General features: G+C 31.5%; 14 protein-coding genes. 3 read left to right on the top strand and 11 right to left on the bottom strand.

From position 1 onward, the window contains the following. Nucleotides 1-49 precede the first annotated feature (49 nt). Both pheS and Q4Q34_RS08485 read right to left on the bottom strand, forming a co-directional pair. The gene (pheS, locus tag Q4Q34_RS08490) at nucleotides 50-1069 is read right to left on the bottom strand and encodes a phenylalanine--tRNA ligase subunit alpha (RefSeq protein WP_303316833.1); all 1020 of its coding nucleotides are present in this window, start codon (nucleotides 1067-1069) and stop codon (nucleotides 50-52) included. Nucleotides 1070-1222: 153 nt separating this feature from the next. After that, a complete protein-coding gene (locus Q4Q34_RS08485; protein ID WP_303316832.1) occupies nucleotides 1223-1579 on the bottom strand; it encodes a hypothetical protein in 357 nt (118 codons plus the stop codon). 76 nt (nucleotides 1580-1655) lie between these two features. On the opposite strand from Q4Q34_RS08485, the gene Q4Q34_RS08480 reads away from it, so the two are divergent. Continuing rightward, on the top strand, nucleotides 1656-2180 hold the full coding sequence (locus tag Q4Q34_RS08480; protein ID WP_303316831.1) for a CvpA family protein: 525 nt from the start codon (nucleotides 1656-1658) through the stop codon (nucleotides 2178-2180). Nucleotide 2181: 1 nt separating this feature from the next. On the opposite strand, the gene Q4Q34_RS08475 is transcribed toward Q4Q34_RS08480, so the two are convergent. The 5 genes from Q4Q34_RS08475 to Q4Q34_RS08455 form a co-directional block, all read right to left on the bottom strand. Further along, nucleotides 2182-2538, bottom strand: a complete 357-nt coding sequence (locus Q4Q34_RS08475) for a hypothetical protein (protein ID WP_303316830.1) — start codon at nucleotides 2536-2538, stop codon at nucleotides 2182-2184. 7 nt (nucleotides 2539-2545) lie between these two features. Next, nucleotides 2546-2899: a DUF6686 family protein gene (locus tag Q4Q34_RS08470; RefSeq protein WP_303316829.1), complete on the bottom strand. Its 354-nt coding sequence runs from the start codon at nucleotides 2897-2899 to the stop codon at nucleotides 2546-2548. 161 nt (nucleotides 2900-3060) lie between these two features. Beyond that, complete coding sequence (locus Q4Q34_RS08465) at nucleotides 3061-5253, bottom strand: PepSY domain-containing protein (protein WP_303316828.1); 2193 nt, start codon at nucleotides 5251-5253, stop codon at nucleotides 3061-3063. Between the two features lie 11 nt (nucleotides 5254-5264). Beyond that, nucleotides 5265-5753, bottom strand: a complete 489-nt coding sequence (locus tag Q4Q34_RS08460) for a DUF2271 domain-containing protein (protein ID WP_303316827.1) — start codon at nucleotides 5751-5753, stop codon at nucleotides 5265-5267. Between the two features lie 35 nt (nucleotides 5754-5788). Beyond that, a complete protein-coding gene (locus Q4Q34_RS08455; protein WP_303316826.1) occupies nucleotides 5789-6694 on the bottom strand; it encodes a DUF6607 family protein in 906 nt (301 codons plus the stop codon). Between the two features lie 105 nt (nucleotides 6695-6799). Here Q4Q34_RS08455 and Q4Q34_RS08450 point away from each other — a divergent pair, with 105 nt between their 5' ends. Together Q4Q34_RS08450 and Q4Q34_RS08445 are read left to right on the top strand one after the other, a co-directional pair. Further along, nucleotides 6800-8884 (top strand): TonB-dependent receptor plug domain-containing protein, encoded by a 2085-nt coding sequence (locus tag Q4Q34_RS08450; RefSeq protein WP_303316825.1) that lies wholly within the window; start codon nucleotides 6800-6802, stop codon nucleotides 8882-8884. Between the two features lie 10 nt (nucleotides 8885-8894). After that, nucleotides 8895-9521, top strand: coding sequence for an HmuY family protein (locus tag Q4Q34_RS08445; protein ID WP_303316824.1), 627 nt, complete (start codon nucleotides 8895-8897; stop codon nucleotides 9519-9521). Nucleotides 9522-9744: 223 nt separating this feature from the next. On the opposite strand, the gene Q4Q34_RS08440 is transcribed toward Q4Q34_RS08445, so the two are convergent. The 4 genes from Q4Q34_RS08440 to Q4Q34_RS08425 form a co-directional block, all read right to left on the bottom strand. Further along, nucleotides 9745-11613 (bottom strand): SulP family inorganic anion transporter, encoded by a 1869-nt coding sequence (locus tag Q4Q34_RS08440; protein WP_303316823.1) that lies wholly within the window; start codon nucleotides 11611-11613, stop codon nucleotides 9745-9747. A gap of 94 nt (nucleotides 11614-11707) precedes the next feature. Then, entirely contained in the window at nucleotides 11708-12391 is a 684-nt protein-coding gene (locus Q4Q34_RS08435) for a DUF2490 domain-containing protein (RefSeq protein ID WP_303316822.1), read from the bottom strand. Between the two features lie 10 nt (nucleotides 12392-12401). Continuing rightward, nucleotides 12402-13031: a carbonic anhydrase family protein gene (locus tag Q4Q34_RS08430; protein WP_303316821.1), complete on the bottom strand. Its 630-nt coding sequence runs from the start codon at nucleotides 13029-13031 to the stop codon at nucleotides 12402-12404. A 51-nt stretch (nucleotides 13032-13082) separates the two neighbouring features. Continuing rightward, a complete protein-coding gene (locus tag Q4Q34_RS08425; RefSeq protein WP_303316820.1) occupies nucleotides 13083-13901 on the bottom strand; it encodes a universal stress protein in 819 nt (272 codons plus the stop codon). Nucleotides 13902-13908: the final 7 nt, after the last annotated feature.

The following is a 13908-nucleotide window of genomic DNA, read 5'->3' as shown; positions in this document are numbered from 1 at the left end:
TAATCACGTTTCTTTTCCTAAGATTTCTACCTTCTCGGGAATGACAAAATTATAAAGCTGATTTAAACTGTTCTAAAAATCTAACATCATTCTCGCTCAATAAACGAATATCCCCTATTTGATGTAATAACATCGCTATACGATCTATACCTACTCCAAATGCAAACCCAGAGTATTCTGTTGGGTCTATTTTGCAGTTTTCTAAAACATTAGGATCTACCATACCACAGCCCCCAATTTCCAACCAGCCTGTGCCCTTGGTAATTTTATAATCTGTTTCAGTTTCTAATCCCCAATACACATCTATTTCTGCGCTTGGTTCTGTAAAAGGAAAGTACGATGGACGTAATCGTATTTTAGATTTTCCAAACATTTCAGTAGTGAAATGCTGAAGGGTTTGTTTTAAATCTGCAAAACTCACATCTTTATCTATATACAAGCCTTCTACTTGATGGAAAAAACAGTGTGATCGTGCAGATATGGCTTCATTTCTATAAACTCTACCGGGAGAAATAGTACGAATTGGTGGTTTATTATTTTCCATATAACGCACTTGCACAGAACTTGTATGTGTACGTAATAAAATATCTGGATCTGTTTGAATAAAAAACGTATCCTGCATATCACGTGCTGGATGATACTCTGGTAAGTTTAAGGCTGTAAAATTATGCCAATCATCTTCTATTTCCGGACCTTCACTAACATTAAAACCGATACGAGAAAAGATATCTATAATTTGATTTTTCACAATCGAAATGGGGTGCCGTGCACCAATCTGAACAGGCTCGCCCGGACGTGATAAATCACCATAAACACCTTTTACTTCTTCTTTGCTTTCAAGCTCATCTTTTAAGGCATTTACCTTATCTTCAGCTGTCTTTTTAAGCTTATTAATAGTTTGACCAAACTCTTTTTTCTGATCGTTTGCCACATTTTTAAACTCCGCAAAAAAGTCATTTAACAATCCCTTTTTACCTAAATATTTTATACGAAAGGCTTCTACTTCTTCTTTAGATTGCGTTTTAAAGGCTTCAGCTTCAGCAATGAGTTCTTTTATTTTATCTATCATGGTGTCATTTCAAAAATGAATGCAAATTTAATCAATTTATCGAGATCTGCATTAAGGATTCAGCCTTAGACTTCACTTAAGGCAAACTTATCCTCAATTTAATTTTTTGTGAAACCCTTAATTTTTTGTTTTCTTAAAAGTAACGACTAAAAACTAACTAATATATTCAGTTTCTAAAAAATAGTTCACGATAGCTTCTTTCATTAAAACACTTTGTTCTCCTGCTTTTAAATGAGGTAATACTTCCAGGGTTTTATAATGTGGCCACCCTTCTTCATCTACAAAATCAAGTTCGTAATACCCATAGGGCATCAGCAGCTTACAGATTGCAATATGCATAAGATCTAATTTCTGATCTTTTTTAAAGTTCCTATCCAGTTGACCGAGTTCCTGAACACCTATTAAATAGATAATAGCATCAAGGTCTAAGGCTTCGCCATCTGCAAATTGATCGGATAGTTTTTTTACTACCAATTGCCAACGTTCTTTTAATTGTTCGTCTCTAGACATAATAATTTACAAAGAGGCAAAGTTAATAAACCTAAGTGTGACTATTATTTTATATTTGTTTAAATTCTAATTAATCATGGGTATTATAGACATTGTTTTAGGAGCTTTAATTTTATTCGGACTTATTCGTGGTTTTATGAAGGGGCTTTTTGTTGAAGTTGCCTCTTTGGTTGCCTTAATCGCCGGAGTTTATGGCGCGATACATTTTAGCAATTTTGCTGGTGGATTTTTAGAAAGTAAAGTAGATTGGAATGAAAAAACCATTAATATTGCTGCCTTTATAATAACTTTTGTAATCATTGTTTTAGCAATTGCTCTTGCTGGAAAAGCACTAACTAAATTAGCAAATTTTGCTGCTCTGGGCATTATAAATAAGCTTCTTGGAGGCATTTTTGGAGGCCTTAAAATTGCATTGATTTTAAGTGTAGTTTTAATCATTTTTGATAAAATGAATAGTGCAATACCGTTTGCAAATGAAGACGATTTAGAAGCTTCTGTATTCTATAACCCCGTAAAATCTTTGGTACCTATGATCCTTCCAAACATTTTAGATTCTGATGAAAATGAGGAAGAGGATACCATAGAAACAGGTAAAGTTTAAGCTATTTAATTGTATTATCATTAAGTATTTTATTTAATCCCATTTGAAATAAAGTTCCTTTTACTAAATCTTGTATGTCCTTTATTTCTGTGTAAGTCATAGCGAAAGTCGTTTGCGGATTTGGAGCTTCTACCAATATTGGTTTACACGTTTTATATTCCATACAGTCTACACATGAACAATTACTGTTTAATGATTTATCAATGTTTTTAGAGAATTTCATCAATTCATTGGACGTTAGTAATAACCCTGTGTCTCTAAAGACTAATTGAATCTTCTTAAAATCTTTAACAGCACATCTTTTCCAGTGGAAAGCGATTCCAAAATCATTATAGTAAATCGTGTTTATATCGTCCATGCTTTAATTAGTTTAAAATCAATTTATAATCTATATCGTTAGCATGTAACACATTTTCAAAACTACATTCTTCTCCACAAAAAAGTAATTTCAATTCTTTTATTTCTTGTCTATTGAACATTAAAACCAGGTTTTTTTGCATTGACGGAATAGGGATTTTTCTTTTAACTTTTGCGCAAGAATATCTTTCTTCCCAATAATCTAACTCGATGTTTAAAAGATAGTCTTTAAAATGATCAAACTCATTTGGAGTAAATTCAAAATAAATATTATTAAACTCAACATGATAGACATTACATTGTTCACATATTGAAAGTTCTCCATTAGTTACTTTTGCTATTGTTCTTATACTATTGCACATACATTTTTATATTAAGGTGAGTTCGATACAACTTTAGTTTTATTTAAATGAAAATCAGTTAATTATATTCAAATGTCAGGTTGAGCGCAGTCGAAACCTAATTAAAACAACTGAATTTTTGTCTATTTTTTTATAAATTTTATGTCGAAACTCACGTTATATTAATAACAATCTGTTTTAATCTGATTTAGATTTAAAGGCCTATTCAATTTAGATTCAGAGATACTTTCTAATGTTTCCAGAACATCATTTTGCATAGCTATCGAGCCACAAATCATAATAACGCCATCATTTTTTAATACACGAGATATTAAATCACTTTTTTCTACTATTGAATTTTGCACATATTTTTTTTGACTTTCCTCTTTTGAAAAACTAATGTAAAGTCCAGATAGTTTTTTGCTATAAAAAGCTTTATCTATTAATTCTGAATAGATTTGATAAGAATCTTTCGTCCGTCCACCCCAAAACAAATGTGATTTTACAGAATTAGAATCTTGATTATTAATCATTCCCAAAAATGGTGCAATCCCCGTTCCATTAGAAATCATAACGACTTCTTTCGCATTTACAGGAAAATTAAAATCTTTATTTTGTTTTATATCTGCTAGTACCATATCGTTTTTTTTAAGTTTACTAAAATAACCTGAGCATACTCCAAACTCGTGTTTTTTTATGCTTAATACTATATTTTCATTTATTTTACCAATAGAGTATAAACGTTCTCTTTGTTCATTTTTTGGATATACTTTAAGCAAATCTCCAGAGTTAAATTTTAACTTCTGGGCAGGCTTCAATTCAAGCACAAAAGAGTTATCGGAATTAACCATAGATCTGCTAACCACTTTAAATAATTTTGAATTTTTAGGGCGAGGTGTATTTACAGGTTTTTCAATTTTTAGATTTAAGCCTTTGCCTTTACTCCACGAAGATGCCCAGTTCTTAAAAGCTTCAAAAGATTGATTATTAATTTTATGAAGCGATAAATTCGGAATAAACTTTTGGTGTAGTTGCAATAAAGAATCTACCACAATAGCATACTTACAAAAGCCTTTATAAGCTAAAGAACCAAAACCAACAACAGAGTACTTAAGAGTGTTGTTCTGATAAACATGGCCAACCAATTTTTCAAAATTCTTTGCATTTGTGGGAGACTCTCCATCCCCATAAGTAGATGTAAATACCACCAAATGTTTTGCTTTTTTATAACTGGAATACGTATTTAATTCTGAAACAAATACCGATTTACCTTCTGCAATTAGAGCTTTATACAAAGCTTTTGCAAAACCATAAGTGCTTCCTGTCTCCGAACCAACTAAAATAATATACTCAGCAGTGTCTTTGCTAAATTTGTTCTTAATTTTGATACTATTTTTTCTGCGGTTTAGTGTCATAGTAAACCCCGAAAACATAAAAAACAAAATAGCAATACAGGTTAATAGCAAAATAACAGACCACATTATAGATCCTTGCCCAGTATGTAATAGCACACTCCAACTTGAAGCTAAAGCTACCAAGTTTTGTTTTTTTTCACTTATTATGGTTCCGTTATACTGATTTACAAGCAACTCTTTATCATTAAGTTTTAAAACAAAATAATCTTCAATAGCATCAGAAAAAGGAAATTCAACACGCTGAATATCATTTAAAGTAAGAGTTTTAAAAAGGCTAAAATCCTCAATCTTTATTTTAGGTGTTCCTACTAAAAGTTCTTCATTTAAGTCATGCGATTTTTTTTCTGATGGCAATAACGAAAACTTTTCCAACGATAAATAAACACCCGAAAGGGTAACTATTATGATAGGTATTAAAACATACCTTCCAATAATGATATGATAATACTGATTAAAATTGTCTTTAATTATTTTTGAAAAGAAATGTTTTACACCGCCTTGACGCTTAATAATTAGAAGCACACCAGTAACGGCCATTAAAAAGAGTAAAAAAGACATAAAACCCACAAGAATTCTTCCTGTAGACTTTAAAAACAATGACCTATGTAAATTGGTAGCAAATTTAAAAACTGGTGCTTTTTCAATAATATCGCCTATTTTTTTAGCAGTGAATGGGTTTATATAAAAGGTTTCATTTTTGCCTTCTTTTGTAATAACCGAAGCTATTACAAAATTGTTTTTATCCTTTTCTATATGTATTATCTCATCATACTCGACTCGTAGGTTTTCTACGGTTTTAGAAAGCGAAAGGGCATCAGCATGCTTTACAGCATAAGGTTTTAGCTGATTTGAAATAGGTTCAAACGCTAAAACTATACCTGTCAAGGCTGCTAATACTATGAATATAGAAGAAGATATAGCCAAAGTAAGATGACTATATCTCCATATAGAAATGGTCATTTGGGATCTTTTTATTGTGCCATCATACGAACGTAACGTATAAAGCCTTTTCCTTTTATTTTATTTTTTATGGTTTCGGATGTAAGCTCAAATTCTACATCATCTTTATAATATTCCTGATTTTCCACAACGGTTTCAAAACGTATTTTATAACCCGTATCTATTTTGCTGTTTTCAATCTCGATAACACTTATCATACGCCCGCCACCACTTATTGTTGCTCCTGTTATGGCATCAATATCTGCACGTCTTTTCCCGTGAAATTTCCACCAGGCTGTTATTTCAGAATACCATTCATCATCATCTCCCTGAACGTATAATGTTTTATCATATTCACCTTCTGGATTTAATAATGAAATAATAACATAAGCCCCTTCTCCAGAGTAATTTGTCATTTGGATCATACACTTATATGTTGTGGTTTCTACTTTACTTTTAAATCCCAATAGCATAAAAAGCATAAGAAGTGATATTATTTTAATTGTTTTGTTACGCTTCATCTTTAGTTAGTTGATTCTCTTAATACTTTTTTTTATTATTTTTTTACAAAAGATTCTATAACGTTATTAATTTCGGTTTCTTCGGTCATGTCATCTGCAAATAAATATTTGTATAATGCTTTGTTATCAACCTTTTTTTCAAGTGTTAAATTCTGATTCCTTATGTAAACATCATCCCATTTATGTCTTACTAAAGCCCATTTTTGATGTTCTTTTTTCCACCAATCTGAAGCTGCTTTACATTTACTATCGTCTACTCTAACATAGGTGTTATATCCTTTCTCTTTAGCGAGTACAACATCTGGTCTTCCTACTTCCCGAAGTACTTTATCATTATCCTGATCATGCACCCATCCATCTTTGGTTATTTCATGTCTGTTGCCTCTCATTGTTATGTTATAATCACTTCTTTTGGTATATTCTCGTCTTGGTAATGGGGCAGGCGTTACACTTTCCCAAAAACTCTTACCGTCTACATGTACCCATGTGGCAGAGCCTTCGTAACGTGGACTATCATCTACTTGATATACTTTTTGTGTCCATTGTCCTTTTACGTTATCCTTTTGTTTGTTTTGAAAAACCCAGGAGCTATCACCATTGTACATATAGAAATCTACATTTTCGTAAATCCAATCCTGTCTCCAATGTTTTACTATATGGGGTTTGGCAGGTTTACCAACTTGTAATACATGTTGAATGGAAATTTTATTTTCGTCATCTTCAACCAACTCTGCCCATTCTAAAGCCGTATCAGTTTTTGTTTCTGATGGCTTATAAAGTGAATCTTTGCTATACTGAAATGTTTCTGCAAAATTGAAAGTGACCTGAAAGCAACCACACATATCTTTTATAGCTTTTTGGTCTTTAATTTTTTTCTCTTGTGTGTTTCCAACTGATGAAAATGTTAAAATCAATAATGATAATAGTGTTAATTGTTTCATTTTTAAAGGTTTGTTTTTAATAATTAAAAAAAGTCAAAAAAATTAATTGTTCTTATTTAGACTAAATTAAAATAACTTATATATTTGCGACAAATTTAATTAAGAATGATTCTAAATAAAAAATATTTTTGCATTTATTTTTTGCTTTTTTTAGGGAGCACTTCATTTTCTCAAGAATCTAAAGCGGTTACAAAGGATTCTACAAAAACAGAATATTTAGATGATGTTATAATTACAGCCACACGAACCATAAGACAGTTATCTTCTTTACCTCTTCCAGCTCAAATTGTTTCTAAAGAGGACATAAAACAATCTAATTCTATTCGTTTAAATGATATCCTGAATGAGCAAACAGGTCTTATTACTGTTCCTGATTTTGGAGGTGGTGAAGGTATTCAACTTCAAGGCTTAGATTCTCAATACACTTTAATTCTTATAGATGGTGTTCCTCTTATTGGGCGCTCTGCTGGTACTTTAAACCTTAACAGGATTACGGTTGGCAACATAAAACAAATTGAAATTGTTAAAGGTGCCTCTTCAAGTCTTTACGGAAGTGAAGCTTTAGGAGGTGTTATAAATATTATAACCGAAACTATTAAAAAGGGCTTTAATGGAAATGTGAATTATAGATTAGGCTCCTTTGGTAGTCATGATTTAAGTTCGACAATACATTATAAAAAACAAAAATTAGGGGTTAGTGCTTTTTTTAATAGATATAGCAGTGATGGTTATGATTTAATTGATGGTGACCACCTAAATACGGTTGACCCATTTAGCAATTACACATTCAACTCAAAAATTACTTATGACTTTTCTGAGGCTACCAATCTTTTTATTTCGGGCAAGTATTATAATCAAAATCAAGATTATATAGCGTCTACTGTTTTAAAAGGAGAGAGTGATATAAACGAATGGAACTCCCATTTAAAATTAAGTCATGTTTATGATAAAAAATGGCGTAGTTATTTTGAGTTTTATGCTACTCGATATATTGCGAAAGATTATTTAGATAACGAAGATGGTACTCGATTTAGTAATAGCTACTACAATCAATTATTAATTCGCCCAGAAATTAGAGCAACATATAATCCGAATGATAAAGAGGCTTTTATAGGAGGAGCTGGGTTTAATCATGAAACATTAAATAGAACATATTTTTCCTTAAAACCTGTATTTAATTCTCCTTATTTCTATCTTCAATATGATAGTACACCTATTGAAAAGCTCAATATTATTTTAGGAGCTCGTTTTGACAACCATAACAAATATAAATCTCAATTTAGTCCAAAGGCTGCCATCCGCTATGGATTAAATGATAAACTATCAATAAAAGGTGCTATTGGTTATGGGTTTAAAGCTCCCGATTTTAGGCAATTATATTTCGATTTTACAAATACAACCGTTGGCTATACTGTTTTAGGATATAATGCCGTTACAACTGCTATACCCGCATTAGAATCTCAAGGGCAATTAGCTAATATTATTATACCTGCTTCTGATTTTGAAGATACTTTAAATCCTGAAAACTCTATTAGCATTAACATTGGAATTGACTATAGTTTATCTCCTAAATTAAAATTTGGTTTAAACTTTTTCAGAAATAACATTAATGATCTTATTGATCTAAGAGTAATAGCAAATAAAACTAATGGTCAAAATGTATTCAGTTATTACAATATCAATAAAGTATATACGCAAGGTTTAGAGTTAAATTCTACATGGAATCCTACAGATCAACTTAAAATTTCAGGTGGTTATCAACTTTTGTTCGCTAAGGATACAGATGCTGAGGAAGCTTTTGAAAACGGAAGCGTGTTTGCCAGAGAGCGTCCAAGTGCTCCTTCTTTTCAGCTCAAAAAAAGCGATTATTTCGGGTTGTATAACAGATCCCGACATATGGCTAATTTAAAAGTCTTTTATAAAATTCCTAATTGGAATCTAGACACCAATATTAGAGGAACGTATCGAAGTAAATATGGTTTATTAGATACTAATGGAAACACCTATTTAGACACCTATGATGAGTTTGTCAATGGGTATTCTATTATCGATTTTGCTGTAAATAAAACCTTTTACAAAAGTTATGGCTTGAGTTTCGGAATTGACAACCTATTCGGCTTCACAGACACACAAAACATCAGCAATATTGCTGGTCGCATTATATATGGAAAACTTAACATTAAATTTTAATACAAATACCATGAAAACAATCAATTTTTTAACACTTGTAACCTTATTTTTAGCTTTCTCTTCTTGTAGTAGTGATGATGATTCTAAACCTTTATTAAATATAGAGTCTGAAACCATTTCAAATTTATATGCACCACAGTCCGGAGGACAAGGACAACCGGTATCTGGACTTTTTACAAAGTTTGATTTTACATCAGGTAAAACTACAACACATGAAACTGATTGGGATATTGCTTTTAGGGGTACTTCAATTATTGTTAATGGTGGAACTTCTTTAGGGACTACAGATGAACCAACTAGAACAGGTGATGCTGCTGTTTATATTGCTAACGGAACTATGGCTTCTATTACAAATGTTGATACGGCATTATTTGTTCAAGACTCTGGTACGGGCTATGCCATTACTTCTGGTAGTGGAAATGGATGGTATACTTATGCTGGACCTCCAACACATTTAATTACCCCTATTCCTGGGAAAGTATTGGTGTTTAAAACGAGAGAGGGTACTTATGCCAAGGTAGAAATCTTAAGCTATTATGAAAATGCTCCCACCAACCCCGATGCCTTTACTGATGGAACACCTTATTATACATTTAATTATGTGTATCAACCAAATAAAGATATTACAACATTTTAACTATTAGTAAATATTGACATACATTATTTATAAAGCTTTTACGTTAGTAGAAGTTTAAAACAACTCCAAAACTTATATAATAGAGGTCTAAAAAAGTCTAATTTTTGTCTGTTCGAGCCTATCGATTTCGCTTAAGATAAGCTAGTTTCGACTGCGCTCTAGACATTCAATTTTTATTTACTTTAGACCTCTATTAACTTTAAATTGATAAATCTCTATAACTTTAAATTGTATGTGTGTCTTTTACATTTGTTTTAATCCATTCCATACAGTGTTCAAAGTCTTCAAATATATGTTCTCTTGGAATTAAATCTGGAATAATATCAATTCGTTCCATCATATACTTAGGCTGCTTCAATAAGTCAACAAATATAACCTCTATATTCTTTTTGTTTAATTCCTGAAGCATATCTTCCATCGCATATAAGCCAGATTGATCCATATATTGCATACGCCCTAACCTTATAACAACAGTTTTAGCAGTATCAGGAATTTGTGCTGTTAATTGCTGGAAATCGCTTGTTGATCCAAAGAACAAAGGTCCTTTAAGATGCTTTATAAATACTTCTTCTTTTAAATTTTCAGGAAAACCAGCTTCATCTGCCCAAGCTTCTTCTTTAAGTGGTTTTACATCTGAACGTTCTGCGGTTAAATCCCCAATTTTCTTCATAAACATTAAAGACGCTATTACAAGTCCAATACCAACAGCATAAATTAAATCCCAAAAAGTAGAAAGTAACAGGACAACAAGCATTATCAATACTTCTGAACTTAGTTTTAATGGCCCCAATTTTATATCTCTTGGCAAACTTGGAATGGCCTTTAAACCTTTGTAATCCATAACACCGATACCAACTGTTATTAAAATACCTGCTAGGACTGCCGCAGGAATTTTTGATGCTACCGGTCCTAAGGCTAGTAATATTATTAATAATAAAACGCCAGCAATCATCCCTGATAATTTTGTTTTACCACCAGAGGTAATATTTACTACGGTTCTAATCGTTGCTCCTGCTCCTGGAATACCTCCAAAGATTGCAGCAATACTATTACCTATACCTTGACCTACCAGTTCCTTATTTGGTTTATGTTTCGTTTTTGTCATATTATCGGCAACAACACTCGTTAGCAGTGAATCTATCGCTCCTAATAAAGCCAATGTTAATGCAGTAAAAACATATGGAGTTACACTACTTAGCTTAAAACTTGTGAAAATTTCTAAATTCGGAAGAGGTAATCCGCTCGGAATTTCTTCAATAGGTCTGTAGTTTAACCCAAAACCAAATGCAATTCCAGACATAACTATTAAAGCAACTAATGTACTTGGTACTGCTTTGGTAATACGTTTAAAACCATAAATAATAAAAATAGTCCCTAAGGCTAATATTAATTCCAACCAATTAATGTTTTGTAATGCTCTTGGAAGAATCTTTATGATTCCGAAAGCTTTTTTACTTTCATTTTTAGCTAATGTTTGAGATTCTCTTAAAATATCGTCTTGCGAAATGGCTTCGGATCTGGATATCGTTTCTTTAAAATTTTCCAATACTAAAATACCTTCGCTTTTTTCTTCTTCGATAATATTCCTAAGAATAACATTTTCTGCTTGTGCCTTAAATGTGTTTACAAATTCCATATCTTCTTTTGGGTAATACCCTATAGAAGGTAAAATTTGAGTTAGTAATATAATAACGCCTATGGCCGTCATAAAACCTGAAACTACAGGATAAGGAATGTACCTTATATACTTTCCTAAACCTAAAATACCTAACCCGACTTGCATTAATCCTGTTAACAAAAATACAGTAAGAATTACTGGGAGTGCCTTATTAACATCGCCATCGTTAGTTGCAATGATACCTGCTATAACAAGCATACTAACTGCCGTCATTGGTGCTGTTGGCCCAGAAATCTGTGTATTAGTTCCTCCAAAAAGAGCAGCAAAAAAACTAATAAAAATAGCCCCATATAATCCTGCTGTAGGACCTAACCCAGAAGACACTCCAAAAGCAAGCGCTAAGGGTAATGCGACTATCCCAGCAGTAATACCACCAAAAGCATCTCCTTTTATATTTGAAAAAAGATTTTTCATGTTTAAGTAAAAATTTAGAGGTTCTAAGTTAATTCATTTTGACCCAAAAAAAAACCAAGACTCAAAGGTATTGGTTTTTTTAACTAAATTTTACTTAAAATGTAACGAAAGTGATAATATTGAATTGATCTCTGCTACTGGTTTCGAAAAATTGATTCATGTAGCCCGCTTCAAGTCTTATACTTTTATTGATATTATAACCAATACCTGCATATACCCTATTTCTATCAAAAATAGCAGTTTTAGTATTTAAAAATATTTCATTGTATGCAGAAAAATAATATTTACTATTTTGATTTTCCCTGTTACAAAAAGGGATATTTAACGCTAAAAAATAACGAAATCGTAATTTAAAATCATCTTCAACAAAACGTTGTTCAAATCTATATCGATGATTTAATTTTACACGTCCTATATTTTGTTTTGATGTAAACTGCTGAAAAATTCTGTGTTCATTAACAGACACTTTATCATCCGAATTTCCTATGTAGTTTTCCGAAAGGATATAACCATAACCTAATAATACGTTATTCTTGCTTTCATTAAAGGTATACCCCAAACCTGTTCTTAAAAGCAGTTGTTCAAGGTCTCCAATAGCATCATAGTTTCTGTATTGAATCTCGTTATGGATATTCCACTTCGGGTTAAGTTTTTTATTACCTATGTATATTAGCCAATTTCCAAAATCACTATCTTGACTTTGCATAAGTAAGGGAGACATTAATGCCATGATTAATGCTACCATACTTACTTTTATTTTCATAATATTATTTTTCATCTATAAGTTTTTACTCATAGAATGTCACGGCACCTGAATGAATATCGTACATTGCTCCAATAATCATAATCTCGCCATTATTTTGCATGTCTGCTAATACTTCACTTTCTTTCATAATTCTTTCAATGGTTAACTCAACATTTTTCTTAGAAACATGATCTACAAATTCTATGTTTTTTGAATTTCGTAAACTTGCATCTTGAGGCTCAGAAACGGCATTTACTGCTGGTGTAATTTTTTCGATAAGTTTGGTTAAATTGCCCATTTTAGCATTATCACAAGCTCCTTTTACGGCTCCACAACTTGTATGCCCTAACACAACTACAAGCTTGGTACCTGCCAGTTTACAGGCAAACTCCATACTTCCTAAAATATCTTCATTTACAAAATTCCCTGCTACTCTGGCGCTAAAAATATCACCTATACCTTGATCAAAAATTAATTCTGAAGACACTCTGGAATCTATACAACTTAAAATAGTCGCAAATGGATATTGTCCGTTGCTCGTATCTTTAACCTGATCCAATAAATCTCTATCTGCTTTTAAATTATCTTGAAATCTTTGATTTCCTGCTTTTAAATATTCCAATGACTTTTGAGGTGTCATTGCTGCTTGTGTTTCTTTTGTATGTGCTTTCATAATTTTTTAATTAAAATTCATTTTATAAAATTATTATTGTACTGATAGTCTTTATCCTCTCGTAACTAGAAATGAAACATTAAGCTTCCCCATAAAAGTTTTAATATCAGATCCTGATGTGTTTTCGTTTTTTACGGTATTTTTCTTGTCTCTATTTACGCATAATAAGTTAATATTATTTTTTGATACATAATTAGAAAGGTTATCAGTGGTATTATCACTTGCTTCAAAGACATATTCAATCATTTTTTTATTGATATGCTTATTCATTTTTGTGCTTGTATCTGAATGGCTTTTACCAATTCTAAAAGATTTCAAAGGCTTTTGTGTATGATTGATCAAGTCCTCAATAAATTCTAGATTAAATGATTCTTCAACCCCGTTTAGTAAACCAAGTGATATGTCTTTATTTGGCTCCAATACATTATCATTATCTGCCAGCATTATTACACCGTCATGTTCTTTAAGAATAAAATTTGTAATGCCGTAACTTATAAAATTAAGTGCTTTAGATTTTCTTTTACCTAAAACAATGATGTCGGGTTTATTAAGTTTGATGTATTTACGCATTTCATCCTTTACATTTCCATAGGTAAATGAATAATTTATGTTTACTCCGTAATCTTTGGAAATCGGTGTTATTAAATCTTGTATTTCCTTTTCAATTGCAAAATGCTCTTTATTTATAGTACGCATAGCCGATAATTGACTTTCTTTTTCTACAACGTCACTAGGCTTTTTAACATGGAAAAAATCTATGTCTCCATTTATCATTTTAGCTAAACTGACTGTGCTTTTTAATGTTGCATTTGTCGATTTTTTTAAATCTGAAAGGACTAATATCTTATATTTATTTATATTATTTTTCATGGTTTTT

This window comes from Flavivirga abyssicola, from assembly GCF_030540775.2.
GTDB lineage: Bacteria > Bacteroidota > Bacteroidia > Flavobacteriales > Flavobacteriaceae > Flavivirga > Flavivirga abyssicola.
The sequence above is the reverse complement of the archived record's forward strand: the minus strand, read 5'-3'. Positions and strand labels throughout refer to the sequence as shown.

Excerpts from the sequence above, each read along its gene's own strand:
- pheS (WP_303316833.1), bottom strand. The coding sequence starts at position 1,069 with ATGATAGATAAAATAAAAGAACTCATTGCTGAAGCTGAAGCCTTTAAA.
- Q4Q34_RS08485 (WP_303316832.1), bottom strand. The coding sequence starts at position 1,579 with ATGTCTAGAGACGAACAATTAAAAGAACGTTGGCAATTGGTAGTAAAA.
- Q4Q34_RS08480 (WP_303316831.1), top strand. The coding sequence starts at position 1,656 with ATGGGTATTATAGACATTGTTTTAGGAGCTTTAATTTTATTCGGACTT.
- Q4Q34_RS08475 (WP_303316830.1), bottom strand. The coding sequence starts at position 2,538 with ATGGACGATATAAACACGATTTACTATAATGATTTTGGAATCGCTTTC.
- Q4Q34_RS08470 (WP_303316829.1), bottom strand. The coding sequence starts at position 2,899 with ATGTGCAATAGTATAAGAACAATAGCAAAAGTAACTAATGGAGAACTT.
- Q4Q34_RS08465 (WP_303316828.1), bottom strand. The coding sequence starts at position 5,253 with ATGACCATTTCTATATGGAGATATAGTCATCTTACTTTGGCTATATCT.
- Q4Q34_RS08460 (WP_303316827.1), bottom strand. The coding sequence starts at position 5,753 with ATGAAGCGTAACAAAACAATTAAAATAATATCACTTCTTATGCTTTTT.
- Q4Q34_RS08455 (WP_303316826.1), bottom strand. The coding sequence starts at position 6,694 with ATGAAACAATTAACACTATTATCATTATTGATTTTAACATTTTCATCA.
- Q4Q34_RS08450 (WP_303316825.1), top strand. The coding sequence starts at position 6,800 with ATGATTCTAAATAAAAAATATTTTTGCATTTATTTTTTGCTTTTTTTA.
- Q4Q34_RS08445 (WP_303316824.1), top strand. The coding sequence starts at position 8,895 with ATGAAAACAATCAATTTTTTAACACTTGTAACCTTATTTTTAGCTTTC.
- Q4Q34_RS08440 (WP_303316823.1), bottom strand. The coding sequence starts at position 11,613 with ATGAAAAATCTTTTTTCAAATATAAAAGGAGATGCTTTTGGTGGTATT.
- Q4Q34_RS08435 (WP_303316822.1), bottom strand. The coding sequence starts at position 12,391 with ATGAAAAATAATATTATGAAAATAAAAGTAAGTATGGTAGCATTAATC.
- Q4Q34_RS08430 (WP_303316821.1), bottom strand. The coding sequence starts at position 13,031 with ATGAAAGCACATACAAAAGAAACACAAGCAGCAATGACACCTCAAAAG.
- Q4Q34_RS08425 (WP_303316820.1), bottom strand. The coding sequence starts at position 13,901 with ATGAAAAATAATATAAATAAATATAAGATATTAGTCCTTTCAGATTTA.